This is a genomic window from Halorussus salinisoli (assembly GCA_005239435.1).
Lineage (GTDB): Archaea > Halobacteriota > Halobacteria > Halobacteriales > Haladaptataceae > Halorussus > Halorussus salinisoli.
The window spans coordinates 94,937-119,556 of record SZNP01000011.1 but is presented as its reverse complement, the minus strand read 5'-3'; the positions used below and the strand labels follow the sequence as shown (position 1 = coordinate 119,556).

Genomic DNA, 24,620 nt, shown 5'->3' with positions numbered 1-24,620 from the left:
AATCGGTCTAGACATTCAAGAATGTGGTCGTTACTGCTTCGAAGAGCCTCCGTCTTAACCAACAATCGCCTGTGGATATCACCGTCTGTTGGTTAAGGATTTGGGCTTGTTGAAATTGTCTGCTGTTGAGAGACCTGACTCGGGGTGAGCTATGCAGTCCTAATGCTGCATGTTTATATACTGGGACCAGAACCAATCGAGGCGTGGGATACCCTGTTTCTCCTCAAATCCCCCATCTGGGTATCCCACGCCTGAGCCTGACCTCGTAGACACGCACTACATAGTGAGTCACCCCGCCAAGCCCGTTTTATGCTACAAATCAAATACAGAAATTACACTCCCACAGACGGCAATTTTCCTCCGCGCAGGTGTTCAGAGACTACTCGTTTGAGGCCGAATGAACGTACTGCCACAACCAACTGGGTTTAATGGATTGAATATCCCCAATAAGCTTGTCCCAGGGGTGGTCACCCCAGAATGCACGGCTGTAGGTATCGGGGACATCCATAGCCTCACTAACGAGGAGGAGGGAGCCGAAGAGGTCGTAGTCGGGAAGGAATGCGGTGTCCTTCCATCGATACCGTGGTTGAACATGGCCAAGTACTCTCCATGGGAGTGCTAGGTGTGACCACACACCAGGCCACGCCGATTCGGCAACGTGTGAACCATGCCAACCGACGAAACGACCGAGGACACGATGGGAGCCGCAGACGACATGGTTGATCGCATCGAAAAGACAGTCATCAACCGTCGAGAGTTCCTCGTCGGTGCAGTCGTTGGAGGAGTGAGTGTCGGTGGCGCAATCAGTATCCAGACATTCGCGGAGGGGACGCAATTGGAGCGGCGCGCGATGCTGGCGAGTGGCGGCACAGCTTCAGCCCGGACGCAGTATCATCTCCCCGCGATTGGCTCTGAGGGCGAGGGGCTCGTCATCGACTTCACCGTGGCGTTCACCGAGGGGGAGGGCGATATTTATGTGAACCTCGACGATGTCGAGGTCCGTCACGATCTGCAACTCGCCATCCGAGAAGCTACTGTGACGGCAACGACAGTAACTGATGCACCACTTGCTGGTCAGGACGTGTTCGTTTCGTTCAATCCCCCGAGGGACGGACGGCTCGCGCTCCGTGGTAAGAGCTGGGAGGCGGGACTCACAATCGCACTCATCAGTGCACTCACCGGACGGAAACCGTCACGGCAAGTCCTCGTCACAGGGGGTGTTGGATCGGACGGGGCACTGCTCCCCGTTGGAAACATCGCGGCAAAGGCGAAAGCTGCTCGAACATTTGGCGCCGAAACCCTGCTCGTGCCCCCGGAGCAGACGATCTCACTCTCAGGAATCGACGTCAAAGCGGTCGGAGATATCACTCAAGTCTCCCGTCACGTATTTGGGTGGTAGGAAAAACGCCGTTAAGGTTGCAGAAGCCGATTCTGACGACGCTCACAAAATATCTTATGGTGAGTCAAATACTGATCCGCGCGATAATCACGGTCGTGACGCTCAGTAACCGAAATTCGAGTTCTCACGACACAGCACTAAAGAATCCACTACAACTACGTTGAGACGGTATCGGAGATGACTGGGACGACACTTTCACCAGACACGGCAACAGGGCGGACTCATTACTTGGAAGCGCTAGCAGTGGCCGCGGCGTTTCTCCATGGTGGTCAAGATTTGATGCGGGGCGAGCCAGCGGAGTTGGGGATTCCAGCGTGGCTTTTTGCAGGGGGATTCTTCCTCTACGCGATTGCCATCCCGTTCTTCTCGGAGTTGTCTTGGACCCGTGTGGCTCTCACGGGAGGTGTGCCGCTCGGTATCGGTGTCTTCCACCTCTTCGCGTCTTATCACGGGGGATTCTACATGCCAGTCATCTACGCAACTCTCGTGTTCGGTGGCGGTGTTCTAGCTCAGCATACGCTTGCTGGTACTCTGGGTAGCCCAGTCGACCAGTGACTCACACCTACAACTACTGCGGTACTGCGGCTCAACACAGAAACTGAGTGAAGCGGAACGACCACCCTCCCTGACTTCACAGTCTGTCCTTGAGGATGACACTGAGAGGAACGAGTTGCTGGCAAAGGTCAACTGCCGGCACGTACCTTTATTCGGAATTCGGATGTACCCGAATACGATGTCGGGGAACGAACAGACTTGGGGTTCACTGCTGAGGAACTGGCACAGAAGGACGTTGTAACCGTCGAACCGGACACATCGGTGAGCGACGTCGCTCGCACCATGCGCGACCGGAATGTCGGGAGCACCGTCGTCACCGAGGATGGAGCGGTTGTCGGTATAGTTACGGATCGTGACCTCGTGCTCAATGTCCTCACAAAGGACACGCAATTGCAACTCGACCAGGAAAATGCAGGTGGGTCGAAGGTGACGGTCCGTGAGTTGATGACCGAAGACCCGCTCACGGTGGAGGCAGATGATCACATCCAACACGTATTGCGCCAGATGAACGAGGCAAAGGCGCGGCGCATCCCCGTTGTCACAGACGGGGAGGTCACTGGCATCCTCACGTTCGACGACTTGGTTGTCCACTTGGCTGGCGAAAGTACCCATGTCTCGGCACAACTTGATGCCCTCGCCGAAGTCGTCCACGCTGAATCACCAGAAGGATAAAACGACAGTAGCGAACATTGCAGTTGAACACGTTGGGAGAAACCTATCACCACTTGTGATTTTCAACGAGACCAGATAAAACAGTATTTCCGATAGAAGAGCGATATTTTATGACGGCACGGAACGTGGTGCAGAGGAACAATGTGGGGGTCGAATGATGCAAGAGCGTAAACGACAGGTGCTACTTGCAGTGATTGCTGTCGTCGTTACCAGCGGACTCACTGTTTCGGTAGGTAGCGCGATTCAGGCTGATGTCGGAACCGAACCGACGAATTCCCAGATCTGGGCCCAGGAAACCACGACCGAGACGGAAGGTCCAATTTCGATCGAGAACTTCTCTGCCCCGAGCCAAATCCGGTCGGGCGAGAACTTCACAGTGACAGCGACACTCGTCAACGACGGGAATCGAGAGGTCGTTCGTCAGGTCACTTATCAGATCACCGGAAACGTCCTTGAATCCGCGTTCGCTCGGATTCCCGCAGGGGGCACGGAAACAGTGAGATTCAATATGTCTGGAAACAGCATCCGCGGGTTCCCGACCGGAACGTTCTCACATGGGATATTCATCGGAGACGTAGCCGCAACGGCGGACGTGACCATTGTCTCGGAGGACGCGACAACGACCGTCGATGAGGACGTGCAGACGACCACCCAGCCAGCGGTCGCAGCCGTGACGATTGAGAACCAGACCTCGAACGGGACGACGGTCGTCGTCCAGTCCGTGACGCTTCCCGAGGGCGGGTTCGTCGTCGTCCACGACGTCCGTGGCATGATGGGCGGGGGAAGAGCGGGAGAGCGCGGACGCGATCAGCCGCGACACGATGTCTATGGTGTGTCTGAGTTCCTCGAACCGGGAACACACGAGAACGTCACAGTCGAACTCGATGACCCGTTGAACGACTCCCAGCGGGTCGTCGCCGTCGCGCATCGTGACCCGAACGGCAACCAATCGTTCGATTTCCTGCGGTCGAATCGCACGGCTGACCGGCCGTACATGCAACAGGGGAGCAATCGACCTGTCCACGATTTCGCGTTCGTCACCGTTGAGCAGACAAACCAAACTGAAACGACGACGGCCGAGGAGACGTCGCTGACATCTATCGAATCGGGGTCGCAGACTGCGGACATACAGGTGAGAATTGACCTTCAGACGGGAGAAGTCAAAGTCGCCTAGTGGAGTCCCCGAATTCTTATTTTCGGACGCACGAGAACACCACGACCGAATTCGACGGCCCACGGAACGAACCTCCTGTAGTGTCTCCGTTTTTCCGCGACGGCAACCGAGACGCCAGCAAAACCATCACAGAACACGGTCCTTACCCGTTTCTCGTCTCAGTATGCGCTGACACCGGTTGAATCGCGGTTTGCATGGATGACTACATGAATTCGCAGATAGCGGCGGGATTCATTGTTTGACGGCTTGTTCGACGTTGTAGACTGCGGCGGCGGGGGAGATTTCCGACATGGGCGAACCTGAGACGATGACGGCGATTCAGCCACGCCGTTTACGACGTGGTATTCTCGCCTGCAATCTCTATAACCGCTGCTCACTACACATGAAACCCGATCAGCAACTCCCCTAACCGTCACGAGTGCTATTAATGGGAGACGCGCTGATACGGTCGACGCTTACCGTTGACTTCTCGCGACAAAAAGCAGTTCTCTTCAGCCACTTGGTCTCTACGTTCGCTGCGATCGACTGGGTTTGTAGTGTTCTTTCAGCCACCTCGCGATTCCATCGAGACCGGGGAACAACGTTCGATGATTGATGTTCGCCTGATCCAACTTGTCGCGAAACTCCCGCTTGCACTCTGCGGGAATGATGACCTTCCAGTAGAGGTCCGGATGCCGGCCGAACCACTCGTCTATGGACGTCCGGGGGTTGGCCGTCATCGAGAAGAGCGCCGCCTGATTGATGATACGCTGATCGATTACTGGTGGCTTGAAAAAGACGATATAATCCTCACTTCGTTGCTTTGAGAATTCTGTAAGGATATCTCTGACGTTGAGTATCGGAACCGTTCGACGGTCTGTAACCTGGCTGTCGGCTTCCTCGAAATGTTCGGTTACCAGCGTCATGAGGTCGTCGAGCATCGCCGCGTTGAACATGTCCGTCCCCATCTCGGCGAGAAACTTTTGGAAGTAGTCGGGAAGGAGTTCGTGGGCGGCCTCATAATCGACGGCCCACAGGACGCCGTCAGCGTCGGGCGAGCCGCCAGTTGCAAAATATGCAGCGACTGCCGCTTCTGTCCGTAGTGGAGTACCTCGGCGTAGGAACAGGTCCTCAAAGGACTCCCGAGCGAGTGTCTTCACACGTGTAGAGACGTCCGACGACACCGCGCCTTACCGAGATGCGTCTTCTCTCCCAGTCTCCAACCGTTCACGACGCTTCTGGAACTCTTCTTCGTCGATCTCGCCTCGTGCGTAACGGCGTTGGAGGGTTTCCATCGCGGAATTATCACTCTCGGGAGGTGCGTCACCTCGACCTAGTGCCCAGTAGAGGAGTCCGCCGACCAGCCCCAGCATTCCGAGTGCCCCGCCGACGAACGGCAGCCCACCGAACCATCCATTGCTCCGACCGTTCATCATTCCAGGGCCAGAACCCATCCCGGGCCCCCTCATTCCGCCACCGGAGTTCCCGTCACCTCCGGTGCTAGATCCATACGCTATCGCGCCCTGCTCGACGATCGCGTCGCTCTCGGGCACGTCACCGTCCGGAATCGGACTGTCTTCGGCCGGGCCGCCGGGATTGCCGACGACGATGCGACCGACCATCCCGACTGTCTTGTGCGGGATGCAGTAGTAGTCGTACGTGCCTGGTTCTTCGAACGTGTACTCGAACCCTCCCGACGAGATGACCCCACTATCGAATGCGCTGGCGTCGGATGGAATCCGGTTCTCATAGGCCGTCGCCGAGTGTGCACCGGCTGCTATCTCGAAGCGGACGGTCGTGCCGGGTTCGACGTGGAGCCCGATTGGGTCGAAATAGTTGTTGCCCATCTTCACGACGGGCGTCTCCTGTGCGCTCGCTGGCTGAGAGAGGCCTGTGCTGGCGACTGCGCCGGCACCGAGCACTCCCAGGAACTGACGTCGACTATAGTTCGTCATATGAGTTGAATCGGTCGCTGGTTCGTTATCCACGCACGACATCGACGAGGCGCTGGGCGAATCCAGATGACTGCTGGGTCGCGCTCTCGATAGCTGACTCCAAGTCGTTCCGGTCGACGATGCCAATGAATTCGGCGGTCTGTTCACCGTTCGCGTAGACGAGTGTCGTCGGCGTCTTCCGGACACCGAATTCCTCGGCCGTTTCGAGGTCCGTCTGGATGTCGACCTCCCGGAACTCCACGTCCGGATACTTGTCCTCGAGGCCGTCGTTTTTCTCCCGTTGTGTTGCGCATGCTCCGCACGTTTCTTGGGTGAAGAGGATGACTTCGGTCACATAGTGTACTACGGTATTGGGACTTAACCACATTACTATTCAGAATCGTAAGCTGAGAGAACTCCATCTCTTCGATTCGAAGGCGCGCTCACACAGTGGTGATCGGGAGTAGCATCACGAATTCGATCACACAGGCGTGGGAATACGCACCTTGGTGTGTACTCGTTGGCTCACTCCGACCGTTCGAGTCTCTCGCGGCGGGATTCGAACTCTTCGTCAGTGAGGTCCCCACGAGCGTATGCCGTGCGGAGTTCCTCCATCGCGGGATTTCGAGACGTCTGCGTTTCGCTCATGCGCCGGAAGACGAGGTAGCCACCGCCGAGGAGGATAAGGAGGAAGATGAGCGGAACGAGCATCCCGACGAACGGCCACCATCCACCAGTGCCGCCATACTGACCCATCATCCCGCCGTACCCCATCATTCCGCCGAATCCCATCCCCATTGTGAGCAACGGGAGCAAGATGATCGCTCCGAGGAGCAGGAGCACAATAGTCGTGGTGTCGAGCTGGTTCGATGAAGACATCGAAGATCAGGCCTCCGACCTGGATCCTAGTTCGTCGGTGACGGCCGAGAGAACACGCTCGAAACGCTCGTTGACCTCGGTCGCGATCGAGTCGAGCGCATCGTTGTCCGCGATACCGACCAATTGCTTTGGATCAACGGCACTCACAACGATATCGCCGTCATCGGTTTCGTAGACGATGACGTTACACGGGAGGAGTGCGCCGAGTTCAATTTCTTCGGTCAGTCCCTCGTATGCCAGCGGGGGATTGCATGCACCGAGAATGCGATACTGGCGGAACTCTTCGCCGAGCTTCTCCTTGAGCGTCGCCTGGATGTCGATGTCACAGAGGACGCCGAATCCCTCGTCTTCAAGCGCTGCGATTGTCGTGTCGACGATGTCGTCGAAATCGCCAGTGACTGAAGTCTGTATTGTGTATTCCATGTAATATTATACCTCGTCCACGGGGTTAACGGTTGGGTGCCGCAACGGCGGGCGTTGGGAGTGTGATGTATCGGCTGGAACAGCAACTGTTCCAGTCATCCGGTGCGTTCGAGCTGTTTTCGCCGTCGATCGAATTCGTCATCCGAGAGCTCCCCGCGGGCGTAGCGCTCACGGAGAACCGACAACGACTGCTCTTCTTTCCCACCGGATCCTCGGTTGAGGAGCGCATAGGCGAGATAGAGCGGGACGGCGATGAGGACCCCCATCCAGAGGAGTCCCCAGAGCCCCATCGCTCCGCCGAAGAGGCCCCAGCCGCCGCCCATCATACCGCCGCCGTAGCTCCCACCACCGTGGGCAGCAGCCGTTCCAGTTGCCGCGACCAGCAGCGGGACGGAGAGTATCGCGAGTCGCCGAGCAGTGCGTCCGATGTGAGTGGTGAGTTGCGTCATTATCTTGAGTTGGCGAGTTGTGGTGTTCGGTTGGAGCGATCGAAACGGTCAGGGCCGTCAGTAGTGGCCCTGCCCGTACATCCCGCCCTTGTGGTCGTCGTCAGCCCCGTCGTGGTATTCCTCATCAGCCATGTCCTGGGCCATCTCGTCGACGGTCACACCCATGTGCGACTCCATCCACTCGACGCTACCAGGGCCCATGTGTTCGGTCATCTGCGCCTCCATCCAAGTGGCCCATTCATCTGCGGTGGCATTGTCCGAGGGCGCGTCGTCTGCGGTCGTTTCGTTGCCGTGTGCGCTGACCACGGGGGCGGCGAACGCGAGTCCGACGATCGCGAGCGCCACGAGCAGCCAGCGGCCGAGTGTGAAGTTGGTCATTGTCTTTCTCCTCGGTTACTCGTAGGACTGCTCGGGAGTTATTGACGTGGGGTGTGAATCAGAACAGGAGAACGTTCGAGAACGTGTATAAGACGACCTAACCGTTTTTCAGGAATAGAATCGTTCATCCGGCTCGAATTCGCCGGGTTGGCACTCAACCCATCTCCCAGACAGGACCACGACCACACGAACGGCAGTGTGAACGAGCTGAAACCGGGTCTTCAACCTGGTCACTCGACGTATTTCACGACACGCGCCATCCCTGCATCGAGATGGTACAGGTTGTGACAGTGGAACAACCACCGGCCGGGGTTGTCGGCGTGGAGGTCGATCGTCACCTGCCCTCTATGCCCGGGCACGATGACTGTGTCTTTGATTGCGTCGCCGACTTGGAAGAAGTGGCCATGAAGGTGCATCGGGTGAACGACTGGGCTCTGATTGGTCATCCGAATTCGGACGTGTTCGTCGGTCCGGATCTGGAGCGGGTCGGCGTCGGGGTAGGCCTGCCCATCTATCGTCCACGTGTATGACTGGCCCCTGCCGCGTGAGAGCGTCAGGTCGAACGTTCGATCCGGCTCTCCATTCACCCTCGTACATCCAGTTGGTCGTCGACGTCTCAGGGGCTGGCCGAATGGTCTCGGACGCCGCAGTGAGGTTGACGGAAGTATCTGGCTCGGCCGTAACTGTCGAGCGCGGCGGCACCTCCTGTCCCTCACTGTCGTCGGTGCCCGGTAGCTGACCGGCACAGCCCGCGAGCGCGCCGAGAGTGGTCGCTCCCGTCAGCTGGAGGAGTCTGCGACGGGAGAGCGAGTGCTGTTTACGCGGCACAGTTGTTCGGCCCCAGTTCGAGTTCACGAACATCAAGTGACCAATCTGCACCACAAATTGGACAATTCAGAACAGATCGTAACACGCAGGTCACATCGCCAAGGTTACAGGAACTGGCCTTCGGTTTCGTGGACGACTACTGGGAACGTCTCGGTGTGTTCCAGTCCGGCATACTGTATCGTTGCGGTCACCGACGTGGGTGTGATGTCACGTAGATCGTTGTAGTCAATTGTGGGTTCTGAGAGAATGTTCTCATCTCGGTCGCGCATGGTCGAAAGTTCGACCTTCACTGCGAGGTCGTGGCAGTCACCGTCGTATTGCCCGCACGCGAAGCCAACATGCTGATGCTCCTTGAGGCGAGATTCAACGACCTCCATGACTCGTTGCTGGCCGAGGCTGGCACACTCGGTCTTCGCCCACTGCTCGAAGGACATCGTCTTGTAGGCTGATTCGCGCTCCGGTGGGTCCGGATCGTTGGCTGACTGATACGCAACATACCGGATGGCGTGGTCGTCTGGTAGATATTCAGTCCCGGCCGGTGGATCAGCCTCGTCCGTGATTGAGACGGGAGCTGCGCGACCGCGGTCGGCCATAGAGATGGTTACGGGGTGGTGGCTTCTAAGTATTCGGAGGTGCTCGGTACCGTCGTCGCCGAGGATTGTCTTGAGAGTGTTTTGGTGGGGTTCCCTGCCCTGTTTGAGCTGTCCGCTCAACACCCCTTTTCGGGTTTCAATGTCGCTTCAGGGGGAAAAAGACCTATCCGGATAGTAAAGCATCCTCTGGTATGCCAGAGCGAGCGACGAGACGTCGATTTCTCACGGCGAGTGCAGTTGGAGCACTTACGACCCTTGCAGGGTGTACCGAACTGCAAGAATCGCTCATCGAAACCACGCAACCGACTGACGAGACTCAGCAAGCAGTCTCTAGTGGTACTCAAGCGGACAACCAGGAGGTCCAAGAAGTCGGCAAAGCAATCCGTCCGGCAGTTGTTAGTGTTAATACGAAGACTGGCAGTACCGCTGGCGGTAGCGGGACGGGCTGGTTCGTCACCGAAAATCTAGTCGTCACGAACAGCCACGTCATCGACGACGCGTCCTCGATTACCTGCTGGACGCTCGGGGGTGACTCCTTCGAGCCCGAGGTTGTCAACGCGACCGACTACCGCTCTCGGCCGTATCACGACGTCGCCATCCTCCGGACAGAGTCCTCCGCGCCGAAGACACTCTCGCTGGGCGACGAGTCCTCGCTGAACGACGGACAAACGGTTGTGCAGGTCGGTCATCCCTTCGCCATCGGCAATTGGGTCATTGCAAGTGGTCAGTACGTCCGCGAGCAGGAGTACGGTGACGCGATCTTGACGACGGTACCACATATGAGTGGCAACAGCGGTTCACCGCTCGTGACCCTCGATGAGACGGTCGTCGGACTGACGACCGGTGGTGTGCCCAAGCAACAGCGCTCCCGTAGGCCGGACGAGGCACCGGAACCTGTTGAGCCGAATGTCTACGAGTCCTATCAGGACGCCACGTATGCGACTCACAACCCTGCGAGTCTCGTTGAGCAGTATCTGAACGACTGGATCTCCGAGTGAAAGCCTACTCGGCGTGCTGAATACAGGGAGCTATTAGTACGCTCATTATTCTAATCGAAGGCACGTTTAGTCGACAGTCACCTCATTTACTCAACCCGACTTTGGAACCATAGCCAAAACGAACTAGTCATATCCACGAGTCTACCTTATATCTCCGCCAACCGAGGTGAAAGTGGTTTGTGAGTTCAGCCTTGGTCTCTCTCGTTCGCTGAGGGAACTGAATCAGGTGGAAGCAATACAGAGCGTCAACGCACCGTTCTATCAATGGGGGAACGCACAGGCACCAAGGGAGCAAATGGAGTGGTTTTAGTCGGCGCCCACCGGCTGGTCTGCAGTCGGTTGGGCAGTGACGGTGTTGTGATTGACGGTTATCTTGTAGTCTAAATATGTGAATGTTACTTCTCCAGTGGTCTGGTCGCGGAAGAGATTGTTGAGAGCTTCTGGGTCGATTACTTCATAAAGCGGGGGGTGAGTGTCTGGGTCAGTACCGTCTGCGTCTGCGATACATTCGATGACTGCGAGACTGAGTGGTTTTTCTTCTTCCACTGAATGCCGGCACATCTTTTGATTTTCTTTCCCACAACTCATACCAGACTGGTAGAGAAAGGACGTATATAAATCTCGACGCATACTTGCACGCTAGAAAGTAGCATGATACTAATTGATTCCGCCCTACTACCAGAGGATATTATGAGGTGATAACCGCGGACCAGGGATTGTGTACCTGAACTACTGTAAGAAATAGATGAATAAACAGGGTCGCGATTCTAGACCAGACGACCGGTGCAACTCTTCTCTACGCATGAAAGACTAAGCTGGCGTTCTCCCGACTGCCGAGGGCACAGACTCAGACTGAATAGGTTGCTTGAACCCTAGTACGGACGCACCGGCGTCTAGAAACTCCCGTTATACGCCGAATGAACGTACTGCCACAGCCAGCCGGGTTCGATTGATTGAATATCCGCGATAAGCTCGTCCCAGGGGTGGTCACCCCAGAATGCACGGCTGTAGGTATCGGGGACGTCCATAGCCTCACTAACGAGGAGGAGGGAGCCGAAGAGGTCGTAGTCGGGGAGGAATGCGGTGTCCTTCCATCGATAGCGTGGTTGAACATGGCCAAGTATTCTCCATGGGAGTGCTGCTTGGAGGGCTGAGAGTTCGTCGGTGGTGACGCCAAGGTCACGGATAGCTGCTGGTGTAATGCCGCCGTGACGGGTGCCATGCGCGAGCAATCCTGCGAGGAGTGCATTCGCTCGCTGTCTCATTGCAACATGGGCAACTACATCATCATCGTCCTCCAGTTCTTGAGCGAGCTGGGTGAGCGCTCGAACTGAGACGGCTCGATCCATTCCTTCCTGGAGATAGGGATGGTGCCAGGTTGGGGAGTCAAAGCGGTGCTGGTAGGCATGGAGGAGTTCGGAGGCGAGTACTGAGTATGCTCTCGACGCGGGGAGTCGGCCGGTACTGATACCGATATGGCCTGTGCGAGCAGCATAGCGACCCCCAATCCAAGCCATCAGTAGTGACGCCGGTGGGTCACTAGTCATGAGCCTAAGATGCTCTCGCCAGGATAAACTATAGACAAGATGGTCACGCCACTGATTTCGATATGGCGTTGAGTCCACGTCGAAGAGGTCGTCGTAGATGTGGGTGAGTTCTCGAAAGCACCGATGGAGGTCAGCCTCACTCGCGAGGGGGCTGTCACTGTCGTACTGGAGATGCTCGGACAATGGTGGGTGGTCTGGGAATTGAGTGCGATACTCCGTAATGGCTTCAGCACACGTCGTATGGAGTTGCGTCAGAAACTCCTCCGCATTCATCTCGTGGTATCGAAAGAAGAGGGTGCACAAACGTTATTCGATGGCGACGGACTCATGACAACCTGAACAAGCCAAATCGGACCTCTATGAAATAGTCTCATCAGACGGTTCTGCCCTTGTTGAAGCCATCACCTGCTAATCAGATTGGAGTGGTTATGCACAATACAGGGCGTGTATCTATCACTGCCTCCGACGACTTGAACTACCGTTGTCAGAAATAGCGTGCTGAATAGAGGGCGCGTATCCATCACTCGTCCCCCGTTTTGTAACTCGTTCTGCGATAATCGTTTGCATGTCCGACGGAAACTCGTTCGAGTTGCCTTTCGATACGGCCAATTTCCGGTAGGAATCACCGACACCGAAGGGCTATCGTCTCAGGGCGTCCTTAGTAGCCTCGGTTCGTGCTGGCAGTCGTTTCTCCTACTTCGGTCGTGTTTTACTCCCCTCGGTCGTCTCGTTCGCTTCGGTCGTCGTCTCCTCGTTCATCTCCGTAGTCGTCGTCTCTCCACCTTCGGCGCCCCGAACCACGATTTCCTCGATGGTGTCTTCGTCCCACATGTAGTGGATGAACGGCTGAGTCTCGCTGTTCGGTAGTTCGAACTCCGTGGGAACCGGACTGTGTTGCGGTCCTTCCGGGGTTCCCTTGATGGGCGGCAGGAAAAGGTGTGTGTGGTGCGGGTGGCCGAGGAACCGCTCGTCTTCCGAGAGTGGAAGCTCCTCGTCTATGGCGAGTTGGTAGCTGTCGGCCTTCCGAATATTCTCGGTGGTCATGAAGTGCATGACCCGTCCCTCCTCGGCGACTTCGCCGTTGACCTTCAGCGCGCCGACGCCCCACAACGCCGCGTAGTTGAACATCCGTGGCATCAGCGGTGTCCCTGTTCCGGTGACGCCGTGGAGCCACGTCCCGGTTACGACGCCGCCGCCGGTCTCCCACGGCGGGAACGGCGGCTGGACGATATGGTCCAGCACGGCCTCGTACTCGTTGCCCGCCGGGTCGGTGAACTGTGCCGTCACCTCCGCCGTGTCGCGGGTGTCGCCCGGTTCGCCCGGCGTGTCGAACGGCTGGCGGTCCTGATAGGTCACGTCGAGTTCGCCGTCGGTCTCCTCAGCGGAGTCACTGTACCCCGTCAGGATGTCAGCGACGGTGAACTCCGACCCATCGTCGTTCGTCCGGCGCTGGTCGACCGGCAGTCCAACCTGAAAGGTCTGCTTCTGGAGCAATTCTTTCACCGGGCCCTCGGCGTAGTTTACCCAGTACTCGCCCGTCCGGCGTGGGTTCTCGGGCGTCCCGAAGACGTACTCGCTTATCCGCCGTCTGCCGGGCAAGACCCAGTGAGCCGTTTTGCCGGACTCTTGCGTGACCCGCACGTCGATGCCAGGCCAGCCGCCAGCGTCGGCGGAGTCGTCCTGTTCGAAACGAACCGGTACGTCGACGATTCTGTCAGCGCTCAACGCACTGAATCCGGCGAGTGCGCCGAGTTGTAGGAATTCTCGTCTGTCGTGTGTCATTTCTCCCCCCACCTCAGGGAATCGACCACGGAGGCAAAATTAAGCACTTCGCGGTTGTGTAGGGAGTATGCAAATCAGGGTAAATCTTGGGAGACGATTTTTTGAAGTTGAAAAGAATACATCCAAATTAAGGCAGTTAGGCCTATACTCACTTTATTGGGGACTTTTACACAGGGATATCGCTGCTTCCAGTTGATGAATACAGCCTCTGTATTCAGCACGCACCCTGCAATATCATCTGTATCTGATAGGAAGTCTCATGCTCAATCTGCACCACTAATTGTGCATCCCTACGACTGTCAAAGGTGAAGAGTGCCAGCGGTATTTCTTTGGGTTAAATACACAACCTGAGCACCTTCTGCCTCCGAATGAGGTCAGTAGTCACTTGTTTGCCGAAGCTCGTCCGGAAGTCGATCAAGACAGACTTCGAGGAAGCTGAGCGGGGCTTCGACTTCAATCGCTCCCGGTTTATGGACTGATTCGTCTTCAGCTTCGAGCTGGAAATGCGTTGTCCTGAGTTCTGGATGGTCATCATCCTTGTGCCAGCCAAGATTCACGACATCGTCCGCCCAATGAACGCGCTGCACGTCAGTTCCCTCACGTGGCCGCCAGAGGACCTCTACTTTGGCTTCCGTCCGGGGGAGTGACTCGCCAAGGAACAGTTTCACGTCGACGTCTGCAACGACGGTTCGTGGACGGAGCCGAGAGGGGTCATATCGCACATCGTTGAACCCAGGGACGTTCTCCATTCGTTCTTTGATACGACGAAGGCCTTCACGTCGGGGGAATCCCAGACCACCAGAAACAGTTGTACTAGGTATCTGACTACCCTTCTTACGGGAGCTTCGTGGACGACTCCTCGGAAGACGACTCAATTCCTAGTGTCGTGAGCGAACACTTGAGGCTGATTGCAAGTTGAATTGATTCACGCATCTCGATGTTGTACTCCCACTCTTCAATGATTTCGAGGCGTTCACGGCGCTTGTCGCCAGTCAAGTCATCACGGCCAATGCTCTGGCGCAGTTCCGCGAGTGACTCAACCTCGTAGGTGTCTTTCCACGTATCGATCTCCTCACCGATTGTGTCGAGTTCGTGCGTGAGTTCGTCGAGCGTGTGTGCTTCTGCAAGCTCACGTACCTCACGGAGGTACTGTGTGACGCGATCTGGCTTGTAACTCCTCTCTTCGTCCGTCTCGACGACTTCCAGATCGCCTTGTTCGACCATCCGGTTAAGATACGTCACGGCGGTATCGCGTGGGACGTCTGCTTCTTTAGCGATCCATTCCGCAGTACGTGGCTCTGTCCGAGTTAGCGCGACATGTCGGACACGTGCAGCCGTATCAGTACTCTCGGACCATCTCGATGTTTCCGTCGTCATAAGCTATACGAACGGTCAATCTGCTTGTTCAAGCGGTTCAACATTCGGTAGCGCAAAGAACTCTGTGTAAGAAGTGCAGTGATTGAGTAGCACAGTAGAGCGGAAAGAGTGCATCACGCACACCGAACCGTAGACCACCATCAGTAACTGCCACATTCATGCATCGAGGCCCCATAGAACGTCGTCCTCAACTGCTTCAACTTCGCGTTTTGCACGCTTGACTTGATTTCGACCGATAAGTTCGATTGCGGTGTCTCGACCAGTTTCGTCATCCAAATACTGGGACAGTACTACGTCTGCCCAGAGAATCTCAACACCACGCTCTAAGGCCTGTTCAAGGATTTCGGGCTCAGAGCGACGTTAGATACGGCTACTCTTGAATGTTGGCAGCGGGAGCGGACGGCGACGCCCGTTAGGGCGTTCGCCGTCCGCCTCCACGCTGCCGGCTGTTCGCTCAGAGAAATAGCGGCGATTCTCGGGTTGCTAGGCGTTGAACGGACACATGGAGCGGTCTGGCGCTGGGTGCATCAGCTGGCTGACAGCGTTGGCGACCCGCCGTCGGCGTCGCCGACGCGGGTCGCGGTTGACGAGACCGCTGTCCGGATTAACGGTGAGTGGTCTTGGGTGTACGCTGCAACCAACCTCGAAATGAAGGTGCTGCTCGATGTCTCTGTGTTTGGTCGGCGTGGCACCGATCCGGCGGTGCGTTCCTTCACGGCCTCGCCCAGAAACACGATTGTTCAGAGACTGTGTTTCTGGTTGGTAGCGCAGGCTATCTGACTTCCCTCTCTCGATTAGGGTTGATCGGTCAACTCGAGTATGTCGACCGAAACCACATCGAAAAGTGGTTTCACACTCTTAAGATGAGAGTTGACCGCTTCCATTCGTCGTGGGTGGGCAGTCGGCGGAGCGTCCGCCAGTGACTTGCATCGTTTGTTCATTACTATAATTTCCAGCGACCGCACCAAGCCCTCGATGAACGAACACCGGTTGAAGGGGTAAACTAGACAGTGCCCGGAATACGCTTCGTGAAGGTATCTGTCATAGTGGAACGTCACTCCATTTCTTCATAAACGCTATAGCAACTGTACAACGATCTGGAAGTTGGTGGTTAGTCTGCGCTCGCAGGTGTACTCTCTGGATCCCCGTCCTCGAGGAGGGGATAGTCGATATGCATCTCGATTTTGTCGAAGGGTACAACTGGCTGGATTGCGCCACCCGGATCACCATCCTCGAGTTCAGAATCCTGAACTTCCAAGTGCTTCAAATCTGAATGGACATCGGACACATCCCGGTCAACGAGGCGGGCGGCCTCACGTATGCTCTCGGGTTGTTCGTTCGCAATTGCTTTGCTGGGTTCAACGCGGAGTGGTATCCTCACTCGTCGGGATACGTTTCTAGTGGAAGGCGGTCAAGACCGGCGGTCTCGTAGTCCTGCTCGCTTGAGAGTACCTTCCCATCGCCTGTTGTGGCCATTCCGGCGTGGAGTGCATCAAATGGTGTCATCTGGTGCTCCTCCAAGAACGTGGCAGCAGCAAGAACAGCGTCCTCGTGGTGTTCTGGCCGAATAGGCACTAATTCGAGGAGGTTGGTGATTGCGCGTGGCGCATCGATCTCGTACTCGGCCTGTTCACGGTCGTAGAATAGAACAAGTACCTCAGCGTATGCCAGGACCGATGTATGAATGTCGTCTCGCTCCTCGAGCGCCCGAAGTGCGGGCTCACGCAGCCAATCGCTGTCTTTGACGAGAGCGATGAGGAAGTCTGTTTCGACGTACACGAGTCAGTCCTCGTGGTCTTCCGAGCGACTTTCAACTTCCGCTTGCACGTCTTCGCTAATTCGCTTGCGGGCATCAGCTTTCAACTGGTCGGCATCGTCGCCCTCGAAAGCATCACCAACAGCGTCACGCAGTCCCTCTAGTGGATCATCGTCGACGGGAAACAGCGCGACATGGCTCGGGAGTTCAACGATACGATACTGGTCTCCGAACCGCTCACGTACGTCTTTCGGCAGGTAGATGCGTCCGCGTTCGTCCGTAGATTTCGACATCCTATAATCTACTACTACGGGATGATTATAAAGTCTTCCCGTGAATTCGTGCATTTTCCCGTATCGAACTACATCACGATCACTCACGGTCGTTTCCGAACAACCGCTTCGTCCGACCCCAGACAGACTCCGACTGTGATTCCTCATCATCCGGACTCCCCTCAACAGCACGCTCCTCGTGGGTTTGATCTGTCGCTTGGTCACGCTCCGTGAGTTCGGCTGTGAGCCGCTCCACTTCCGCTTCGAGTTCCTCAATGCGCTCGCTCTTCCACTCAAGGAGTGTCTCTAGCTCCTCAACACGCTCAGCTAACAGCCGATTCTTCTCGGTCAGATACGCTTGACTCCGCTTAGACCCGTCACGATCAGCATCGGCGGATGAGTCCGCTGTCGAGGCGTCGTCCTGAGTTGATTCATTCTTTGGTTCTGGGTCGTAGAACGCCGACGTATTCCCAACCGCTCGCTCAATCGTCTTCTCCCCGTACGTCGACCCGTCCGCATAGTGGACCTCATCCCATTTGTCACGAAGCAATCCCGACTGGCGAAACAGATCGTCCATCCGGGTTTGGTCGCCTCCAGTCCAGAATGCCAGCAAATTGCAGAGCGCCATATCAGCCTCCGACTGACTATCATACCCACCCGTATTCCCCTTCCAGAGGCGCTCGAACTTCGCGCCGTTCGACGCATTCATCGCCTTCTCAAGCAACTCCTCGTCCGCAAGGTCCACATCAACGCCGGTCGGCCCATCTGTCGCGGACTCCTCGTCAGTACTCTCACGGCGTGCAGGTTCGCCCTCCGAGTTGTCGTCGGTGTCTTGGATGTACTCATGATGGACGGCCGCGAGCGCGTCCTGCCGCCGTGCAACCCGCGTCGGTGTCTCCTCAACGAGGTCGCCAGTCACGGTGAAGAACCGCGCGGTATCGTACAACTCGAAACTCCCACGTCGATTCCGACCATCCGGCAAGTCGCCCTTGACCAGCACGTGATACCCGGTACCGGACGGCGACACCTCCGTATACGAGTCAAGGCGCTCGATGATGTCCAACGCCGCGTCGTCGGCATCCCCGGTTTCGGGGTCCCGGCAGTCGTCAAGGTCCACGCCGACGATTGGATCATTGTCGGTAAAGACGAACCCGACGCCGGCCGCGGTCCCAGTTTGGACGTAGTCGAGTGCTGTCTCGAACCCTGTCCATGTCTCCGAATCCGTCGACGACGCGAACTCACCACTTCCCGGTGTCACCGGAATCTTCGTCGCTTTCCCGTCCCGTTGCTCCTCTTTCCAGCACACCCACTGCTCGCGCTCGTGCAACTCATCCGGAAGCACCGATACCTCGACCAACGGCTCAGAACCCATCCTCGTCTCTCCTTGTAGATACTTCTTGGAACATCGCACACCCACTATCACGATGATTATAAAACGGTTCTCGACTAGCAGGCTGACCGTTGCCCTGTCCAACGGGTGCAACCCGTTCTATAGTAGTTGGTCTTTGGGCGGGGACTTGCATGGACAGCGTCCCCGTCATGCGATTTTGCGTGGACAGTCGTGTCCATGCAACGTCCTTGGCCGTCCAGTCTGCGTGGACAGGGAGTGTAGAAGCCCGATCCTGCTCGCCTTGAGGCTTGTATTGCAGTATTTCGTCGGCTAGCTTCTGTCGAATGAGGGTGGTGGCTAAGCCACCCGCTGATTTTATCATGTATTTGGTTGATTTCATTGTTCGAGTAGTGTCTCGGCCTCTTGTGTCAGCGTGATCCCAACGTAGAACTGGACACGCTCACCGTTCACTCGCGACCGATCAGTATCGAATTCAATGACGTTCTGCAACTTCCGAGTGAACCATCCCTTGTTCGTCCCGTCGATATCGTGCTGGTCAGTCCAATTAGAATACGCCTGAAACAGGTCATCCTGTGGAACCTTGCCCTCGTCCACTTGCCGAACATACATTGCTGTGAACGCCTCGACACCGTCGCCACTTGGATCGACATCCACCGACTTAGCAGGTGACTGAGAACCAACATCCTCGGGCGATGGGGGAGTCTTCTCACTCTGGGTAGAGTTTTCAGACTGTTCTGAGTCTTCAGTCGAAGTGTCTGGCCATAGTTCTGTAGAGCCAGGATTCTCTGAGAGCGCATACGTCTCGCCTTGCTGGAAGACCGTTGGATTGCCGTTCGGTGGCAGAATCAGGACGACGTAGCTGTCTCGGGGTACCTCTGACTCCGGCAGTTCATCACTCGGGATGAACGGTCGCTTGATCGGCGTCCACTCCGCTTCGAACTCATCTTTCGAGTCATATGTCTGCATCTCGCCGGGTTTGTGGACGGTGTACTGGCCGGTTTCTCGGTCATGACTGTAGTAGGCTGGAACTGTGTCTTTCGAGAGCGTCCCTTCGTCTGGCACACGAGCGAACTCCGTCTCGCCGTCAGATAGCACGCGCTCGTCACCGTCACGGGTCCAGACTGTCCTATTCGTGTCGGACGTACGCGGCCGGACTGCAGTCACGCCGCCGTGGGCCGTCGCACCACCGCCGAACGTCACGACCTCGTCACAGTTGTAGAACTGCTCGGTCCCATCTGCGCGTTCGCGCAGAGGCGGCGAGAGGATGTTCTCGACTCGTGTTGCCCATTTCGTCTCCGAATCACCAGGCCGAACAACGAAGATGGGTGTTCGGTCTGCTTCGTGGGCGCGCTTGAGATTCTGTAAAACCTTCACGGGGCGATCCGGTGTCGTGGTCTCGGCTTCGATATTGAAGACGGCGTCGTGGTCGGGATGGGTTGCGATAGCGTCAGGCTGTGCACTCCCATCCTGTTCGACAATCTCGACGCTAAACTCACGCTCGGTAAGTGCTGCCTCGGTATCGACGAGGACTGCATCGTGGGCTTCACCACCCGCAGATCGAACCGACCCCGTCTCCGGTTCGACCATCGTTTCCCCATCGTCGGTGAGGCGGACCACGATATCGTCGTCCTTCAGTTCGACTTCCATCAGCCCCGAGGCGTCGCGCACGTCCGGTAAGTCCTCGGGCTCATACTCGATATTGGCGTCCTGATTGTCGAGGCGGACCGCGAGTTCGTCGTCCACGGCGGCGACGTCCACCCAGCCGTTTTCCGCGCGGTCACCCGTTCGGATTTGGACCGCCCGAATCGCCTCGGCCATCGTCTTGTCCAGTATCTGTGTCGGAGTAGCCGCTTCATTGGAGTCGCTGTAGACGAGGTTCTGCATAATTTCCTCGTCGGTCAGCGGCTCTGTCCCATACCGGTCTAAACTCCGCTCGATGATGTCGTCAACCGCCTCAGTTGACCGAAGTGGTGGATACGGCGGGAAGGAGTTGAGCAAGACTGGTTCGGAGTAGCGACCGCCGTCGAGCGAGAGTTTTGTCCACGCTTTGTACTGGTCGGTCGAGATGAGGTCCTCGGCCGTGTAGTCCCGGAACCGCTTCATCAACAGGCGGGCGTCGTCCACGTCGTTGACCGAGAAGGCGATGAGGTTGTCGCAGTTGTTCTGCATCGCCTTGAGCGTCTCCTCGTCGAACTGCGATGGATACTGAGAGGCGAGGGTCACGGACAACCGCATGGAGCGGGCGCGAGCGAGCATCGATTCGATGTCGAGGTTGTCGCTGGCGATGTCGTCGAACTCGTCGCAGAGGACGAAGTACGGCTCGGGGTCGGTATCGTGTTCGTAGGACCGTTGTTGGATTGCGCTCCAGAGGTTCCGCATCACGCCGAGCGTGATCATCTTCTTAATATCCGTATTCTCGACGGGCGTACGGACGATGACGATTCGGTCGTTGTCGATGATGTCGCGGAAGTCGATGGTACTCTCGCGGTGGGAGATAATCCGGCGGATAACCGAGTTCTCGACCCACGATTTGATTCGTTTCAGGATTGGACGCACGGTTTCGTCATCCATTTGGGCGATTTCGATACAGAACTCGCGGACGTAGGGGTCCTCGACATTGGCCGCGAATTCCTCACGCCGCTCGGCGTTCAATAGCGTGAAGTACATGTCTATCACCGAGAACGGTTTCTCGGACTGCATCATCGCCCGGCCCATCGACTCGGTAATCGACTCCATATTGATCCCCCAGTACTCATCCGTATCGAAAATCGCCTTCAGATTCTCGATCCGGCTCTCGATCTCGTTTTCACGCTCCTCCTCGGTTTCGCAGTCCGGAACTTCGAGGAAGTTGAGTCCGACCGTCAGTATGATCAGCTGCCTTCTTGCCGCCGTCTAGTAGTGACGCCATCAGGAATGGCCAAATGACAGCTCCAAGCCCATCATCGAAGACAGCAGTGAGCAAGCTCCTGATAACTACATGTTAGGAGTTCGGTGGTTTGTCGAATTCCAAACTCCGACTCTCTGGAACTTGACGGCCAAGGTTCTGTATAGCGGTATAAGATTCACATTCATGCTATCTGCCTGTATTTGGGGTATAGAGGCTCTTAAACTCTGAATTAATACAGTATTCCGAATATTGAATATGGTCGTGATTATGCCCGTAATCACGACCACTTTCAAGTACCCCGCCGCCGTCGGGTAAGCACGAATGCTGCAAACGCCTCACATCGGCGCTTCCCCTGGGGATGAGCCGCAGCAAGCGGCTGTCTCTCTGCGAGTATTGGATTGGTTGCGAGCCCCGATCTATCGCCGGAAACCTTATCACGAATTATCGATAATTCGTAATCTAAATGGCGCAATCACCTCCCCGGTCAGGTCAACCACCTATTCAGCAGCTTCAGACGGTCGCCGACCTCCTCGAAACGCCGGCACTCGCTCGGCTTTACGCCCACATCCTGCAACACGGCCCGGTCACAGTTCCCGAGATCGTCGACGAGATCGACATCCCACAGGGGACCGCCTACGACTACGTTCAGAACCTCGAAACAGCTGGCTTAGTGGAGAAAACCCGTGATCAGCGCCCGTACGAATACGACGCCGAGTCGATTGCACTCACGCTCTCGACGGACGGCGAGACGCAAACGATCACGCCGGCACTTATCGCAGCCGTTGCCCGCCGCGACGAGGACGAGGACATCGACGTCTACATCGAGCGCCATGGCCTCGACGGCCTTGCTGTCGCCCTCGAGTACGCCTACGAGTACGTCGATGGTACGGTCAACCATCGGATTGCGGCCCGGGAACTTGACCTCTCACCGCTTGAGGCCGAGATCATCCTCCAGGCGCTGGAACCGGTTGCCACCGAGTACGCTGACGCGGCTGCATGACGACGGACTATACCGCCGATACCGGCGTCTTTGTACGGTGTGGCGGTCCGGACAAGAACAAGTTTCAACGGCTTCGTTGGGCACTCCGACAGGCAGGTGTCTCGTTGCGTATCCCGCAGCGCGTCTACGAAGAGCTCGGGGGCGATCCTGCAGCAGACGAGTATCCCTCGGGGAACATTCCCGATCTCGATGGATTCGAGGAGGGCTGAATCGTCGTCGCCGACGAACTCGACTACGCCAATCCACTCGTTTCGACGGTGATGGACGAAGCGCGCCGATTCATCGCCAACGAGACCGACCGCGACGAGGACATCACCGAGAAAGCGGATACGGCACTCGTTGGGCTTTCTGCTCAGGTACTCGACACCGGGCAGGCGGACCACGTCGTTCTCTTGACGACCGACAAACCGGCGGGACGGGCGGCCGAGACGCTCCTCCCTCAACACGGCTTCAACGACCGTATCGAATTCCGGTACGTCAGCGTCGAGTATCTCGAGACGATCACAGCCAACGAATTTCGGTAACGCAGATCCGAGGTGAAAGCCGATGATCGACGATCGTTCTTCCCGTCCTGAAAACGCTCTCGACGACAGCTTCGAGCGGTACCTCCAGGACAAGGGGAAAGGACGCGGTGGCGACGGCGGGAACTATCGACGCAACGCAGCTCGCGAACTTGAGCGGTTTGCCGAGTGGGCCGCCGGCGACCGCGGCGACGACGACTGGACCGGAGTCGTCCCTGACGACGTCGACCGAGAACCAACCTTCGCGGATCTCGACGACCGAGTGTTCCGGGAGTATGCCCGTCACCTCGCCGGTGACCGAGGGCTCAAGCAGAATACCGTACAAACCTATTACCGCTATATCTCTGCGTGGTGTGGCTGGTGCGTCAACGAGGGCCACCTCGAGGCTCACTACGCCCAACGGGCGAGTGCGATGGCACCGCTTCCGGAGGACGACGGCCGCAAGCCCGGCGACCAGCAGGCCTGGACGTCCGAACAGCGCCACGCCCTTACCCGGCACGTCAACGAGCGAGCCCGCGACGCCATCGAGACGTACACGACACTCCCAGAGGATGTTGATCCACTCGACAGGCAGCGAGCGCGATACACGGCTCTGAAGGCGGCTCGTGACCGCGCCCTCGTGTTCGTCCTCGCGTACACAGCTGTCCGGGTTGGCGAACTCCTTCGGGACCCGAACGACCCGCGCCGGCGCGGGGTCCGGTGGGAGGAGATCTCGCTCGACGACGGGAGTATGGACGTCTATCGGAAGAAACAGCAGTGGGACGCTGCGAGTCTCCCCGATCCGGTGATCTCGCCGCTTCGGAGCTATCGCCAGCTTATGGATCCACCAACTAAGCGCTGGCCGGTGTTCCCGACGTTCGACCAGCGGACGCTCGCGACGCTCGTGCAGGACGAGCTGGCGGATCAAGGGATACGGCCGGATGTAATCGATGAGCGACGTGACGAGTACGCCCGCGATCTTTTGTTGGCTCTCGTCGAGGACATTCGGCCGCCATCGATTACAACGGATGGCGCACGATCGATTCTCCAACGGCTTTCAGACGATGCAGAGATCGACGTCGACCATCCGAAACACGATTATCTCGCACCCCACGGCGGTCGACGCGGGATGGGCGAGGTCCTTGTCCGCGCGTTCGGGTACACGGTTGCGGCCCGGTATCTCGATAACTCGGAGGAGATGGTTCGTGAGCGGTACTCACATATTGAGGCCGGAGAACTCGGCGACGTTGCCACAGAAGCGCTCTCAGAGATTGATGGTTAGTTGGAAAGGGAAACGATTGACATCCTCCCCGCCCTGAAGGGCGAGGATTCCCACGAGGGGCATCGGGCCGTTCCCGACGCCCCCGGGAGTAACTTCCTCCCACGAAGGGAGTACCGGGTTGTTCGTCGCGATGGGGCCAACCGTCGAACAGCCGGTACAAGGCTGTCCGCCGATTCGCCCGCCGGAACGACATCACCTTCGTCCTCCCGGAACGCGTGTACGAGGAGCTGACCGTCGAGGACTCCAACGTCTAGGCTTTGTCCATCGACGCCGCGATCGACGAGGGCTGGGCTGAAGTCGCGGCGCCGCTCGAGTTTTCCGAGCCCATCGTGTCACGGACGATGGACGGCGTCCAGCGGTATATCGCGAACGCCGACGACCGACCTGCAGACGACGTTGAGCGGGCCGACGCCGCGCTTGCAGCGCTCGCCGCCCAGCACCTCAGTGCGGGTACGGCGACTGAGGTGTACATCTACACGACCGATATCGCGGCCGGCGAGGGGGCTGAAACCGTGCTCGCCAGTGAGGGCTACGGTGACTCGGTGACGTTCGCGAACGTGTTCCGCTTCATCGAGGATTTGATTTCGTCCGATAACTGACGGGAT

General features: G+C 57.3%; 24 protein-coding genes and 5 pseudogenes. 10 read left to right on the top strand and 19 right to left on the bottom strand.

Annotated features, from left to right (window positions below; translation table 11 throughout):
* Positions 1 to 667 precede the first annotated feature (667 nt).
* From E2484_RS23930 to E2484_RS23915, 4 genes are all read left to right on the top strand, one after another.
* Entirely contained in the window at positions 668 to 1,399 is a 732-nt protein-coding gene (locus E2484_RS23930) for a S16 family serine protease (RefSeq protein ID WP_137287713.1), read from the top strand.
* 279 nt (positions 1,400 to 1,678) lie between these two features.
* Positions 1,679 to 1,954, top strand: coding sequence for a hypothetical protein (locus E2484_RS23925; RefSeq protein WP_137287712.1), 276 nt, complete (start codon positions 1,679 to 1,681; stop codon positions 1,952 to 1,954).
* A gap of 198 nt (positions 1,955 to 2,152) precedes the next feature.
* Positions 2,153 to 2,626: a CBS domain-containing protein gene (locus E2484_RS23920; RefSeq protein WP_137287711.1), complete on the top strand. Its 474-nt coding sequence runs from the start codon at positions 2,153 to 2,155 to the stop codon at positions 2,624 to 2,626.
* 508 nt (positions 2,627 to 3,134) lie between these two features.
* A complete protein-coding gene (locus E2484_RS23915; RefSeq protein ID WP_137287710.1) occupies positions 3,135 to 3,800 on the top strand; it encodes a DUF7282 domain-containing protein in 666 nt (221 codons plus the stop codon).
* A gap of 506 nt (positions 3,801 to 4,306) precedes the next feature.
* Here the strand turns inward: E2484_RS23915 and E2484_RS23910 are convergent.
* The 9 genes and pseudogenes from E2484_RS23910 to E2484_RS23870 all read right to left on the bottom strand — a co-directional run bounded on the left by E2484_RS23910 (position 4,307) and on the right by E2484_RS23870 (position 9,383).
* A complete protein-coding gene (locus tag E2484_RS23910) occupies positions 4,307 to 4,939 on the bottom strand; it encodes a hypothetical protein (RefSeq protein WP_137287709.1) in 633 nt (210 codons plus the stop codon).
* 30 nt (positions 4,940 to 4,969) lie between these two features.
* On the bottom strand, positions 4,970 to 5,701 hold the full coding sequence (locus E2484_RS23905; protein WP_321113105.1) for a plastocyanin/azurin family copper-binding protein: 732 nt from the start codon (positions 5,699 to 5,701) through the stop codon (positions 4,970 to 4,972).
* 58 nt (positions 5,702 to 5,759) lie between these two features.
* Entirely contained in the window at positions 5,760 to 6,068 is a 309-nt protein-coding gene (locus tag E2484_RS23900; protein ID WP_137287707.1) for a thioredoxin family protein, read from the bottom strand.
* 170 nt (positions 6,069 to 6,238) lie between these two features.
* Complete coding sequence (locus E2484_RS23895; protein ID WP_137287706.1) at positions 6,239 to 6,592, bottom strand: SHOCT domain-containing protein; 354 nt, start codon at positions 6,590 to 6,592, stop codon at positions 6,239 to 6,241.
* A 6-nt stretch (positions 6,593 to 6,598) separates the two neighbouring features.
* Positions 6,599 to 7,015 (bottom strand): DUF302 domain-containing protein, encoded by a 417-nt coding sequence (locus E2484_RS23890; RefSeq protein WP_137287705.1) that lies wholly within the window; start codon positions 7,013 to 7,015, stop codon positions 6,599 to 6,601.
* Between the two features lie 95 nt (positions 7,016 to 7,110).
* On the bottom strand, positions 7,111 to 7,464 hold the full coding sequence (locus E2484_RS23885; RefSeq protein ID WP_137287704.1) for an SHOCT domain-containing protein: 354 nt from the start codon (positions 7,462 to 7,464) through the stop codon (positions 7,111 to 7,113).
* A gap of 57 nt (positions 7,465 to 7,521) precedes the next feature.
* A complete protein-coding gene (locus E2484_RS23880) occupies positions 7,522 to 7,842 on the bottom strand; it encodes a hypothetical protein (protein WP_137287703.1) in 321 nt (106 codons plus the stop codon).
* A 230-nt stretch (positions 7,843 to 8,072) separates the two neighbouring features.
* Positions 8,073 to 8,429, bottom strand: a pseudogene (locus E2484_RS23875) (multicopper oxidase domain-containing protein); the annotation flags it as partial.
* Between the two features lie 345 nt (positions 8,430 to 8,774).
* Positions 8,775 to 9,383 carry a hypothetical protein gene (locus E2484_RS23870; RefSeq protein ID WP_137287702.1) on the bottom strand — a complete coding sequence of 203 codons (609 nt, stop codon included), beginning with the start codon at positions 9,381 to 9,383 and terminating at the stop codon, positions 8,775 to 8,777.
* A gap of 71 nt (positions 9,384 to 9,454) precedes the next feature.
* On the opposite strand from E2484_RS23870, the gene E2484_RS23865 reads away from it, so the two are divergent.
* A complete protein-coding gene (locus tag E2484_RS23865) occupies positions 9,455 to 10,261 on the top strand; it encodes a trypsin-like peptidase domain-containing protein (protein WP_137287701.1) in 807 nt (268 codons plus the stop codon).
* Between the two features lie 306 nt (positions 10,262 to 10,567).
* On the opposite strand, the gene E2484_RS23860 is transcribed toward E2484_RS23865, so the two are convergent.
* From E2484_RS23860 to E2484_RS23840, 5 genes are all read right to left on the bottom strand, one after another.
* Positions 10,568 to 10,849, bottom strand: a complete 282-nt coding sequence (locus E2484_RS23860; RefSeq protein ID WP_321113099.1) for a HalOD1 output domain-containing protein — start codon at positions 10,847 to 10,849, stop codon at positions 10,568 to 10,570.
* A 305-nt stretch (positions 10,850 to 11,154) separates the two neighbouring features.
* Positions 11,155 to 12,081 (bottom strand): hypothetical protein, encoded by a 927-nt coding sequence (locus E2484_RS23855; RefSeq protein ID WP_137287700.1) that lies wholly within the window; start codon positions 12,079 to 12,081, stop codon positions 11,155 to 11,157.
* Positions 12,082 to 12,501: 420 nt separating this feature from the next.
* Positions 12,502 to 13,590 (bottom strand): hypothetical protein, encoded by a 1,089-nt coding sequence (locus E2484_RS23850; RefSeq protein WP_137287699.1) that lies wholly within the window; start codon positions 13,588 to 13,590, stop codon positions 12,502 to 12,504.
* 374 nt (positions 13,591 to 13,964) lie between these two features.
* Positions 13,965 to 14,339 (bottom strand): hypothetical protein, encoded by a 375-nt coding sequence (locus E2484_RS23845; RefSeq protein WP_321113097.1) that lies wholly within the window; start codon positions 14,337 to 14,339, stop codon positions 13,965 to 13,967.
* A gap of 85 nt (positions 14,340 to 14,424) precedes the next feature.
* Positions 14,425 to 14,967, bottom strand: coding sequence for a DUF7342 family protein (locus E2484_RS23840; protein ID WP_137287698.1), 543 nt, complete (start codon positions 14,965 to 14,967; stop codon positions 14,425 to 14,427).
* Between the two features lie 330 nt (positions 14,968 to 15,297).
* On the opposite strand from E2484_RS23840, the pseudogene E2484_RS23830 reads away from it, so the two are divergent.
* A pseudogene (locus tag E2484_RS23830) lies at positions 15,298 to 15,974 on the top strand (IS6 family transposase).
* A 104-nt stretch (positions 15,975 to 16,078) separates the two neighbouring features.
* Here the strand turns inward: E2484_RS23830 and E2484_RS23825 are convergent.
* The 5 genes and pseudogenes from E2484_RS23825 to E2484_RS23805 all read right to left on the bottom strand — a co-directional run.
* Positions 16,079 to 16,339 (bottom strand): annotated as a pseudogene (locus E2484_RS23825) (HVO_A0114 family putative DNA-binding protein); the annotation flags it as partial.
* Positions 16,340 to 16,344: 5 nt separating this feature from the next.
* Positions 16,345 to 16,746 (bottom strand): type II toxin-antitoxin system VapC family toxin, encoded by a 402-nt coding sequence (locus E2484_RS23820; protein WP_137287696.1) that lies wholly within the window; start codon positions 16,744 to 16,746, stop codon positions 16,345 to 16,347.
* A gap of 3 nt (positions 16,747 to 16,749) precedes the next feature.
* Entirely contained in the window at positions 16,750 to 17,016 is a 267-nt protein-coding gene (locus tag E2484_RS23815) for an AbrB/MazE/SpoVT family DNA-binding domain-containing protein (protein ID WP_137287695.1), read from the bottom strand.
* A gap of 79 nt (positions 17,017 to 17,095) precedes the next feature.
* Complete coding sequence (locus tag E2484_RS23810) at positions 17,096 to 18,367, bottom strand: phage NrS-1 polymerase family protein (protein WP_137287789.1); 1,272 nt, start codon at positions 18,365 to 18,367, stop codon at positions 17,096 to 17,098.
* Positions 18,368 to 18,721: 354 nt separating this feature from the next.
* On the bottom strand, positions 18,722 to 21,082 hold the full coding sequence (locus E2484_RS23805) for a TraM recognition domain-containing protein (RefSeq protein ID WP_321113090.1): 2,361 nt from the start codon (positions 21,080 to 21,082) through the stop codon (positions 18,722 to 18,724).
* A gap of 614 nt (positions 21,083 to 21,696) precedes the next feature.
* Here E2484_RS23805 and E2484_RS23800 point away from each other — a divergent pair.
* From E2484_RS23800 to E2484_RS23785, 4 genes and pseudogenes are all read left to right on the top strand, one after another.
* Positions 21,697 to 22,233: a DUF7437 domain-containing protein gene (locus E2484_RS23800; RefSeq protein WP_137287694.1), complete on the top strand. Its 537-nt coding sequence runs from the start codon at positions 21,697 to 21,699 to the stop codon at positions 22,231 to 22,233.
* A pseudogene (locus E2484_RS26225) lies at positions 22,230 to 22,757 on the top strand (hypothetical protein). The gene E2484_RS23800 and the pseudogene E2484_RS26225 overlap by 4 nt, the downstream one beginning before the upstream one ends.
* Before the next feature lie 22 nt (positions 22,758 to 22,779).
* Complete coding sequence (locus tag E2484_RS23790) at positions 22,780 to 24,015, top strand: phage integrase SAM-like domain-containing protein (protein WP_137287693.1); 1,236 nt, start codon at positions 22,780 to 22,782, stop codon at positions 24,013 to 24,015.
* 130 nt (positions 24,016 to 24,145) lie between these two features.
* Positions 24,146 to 24,614: pseudogene (locus tag E2484_RS23785) on the top strand (hypothetical protein).
* The last annotated feature ends 6 nt before the right edge of the window (positions 24,615 to 24,620 follow it).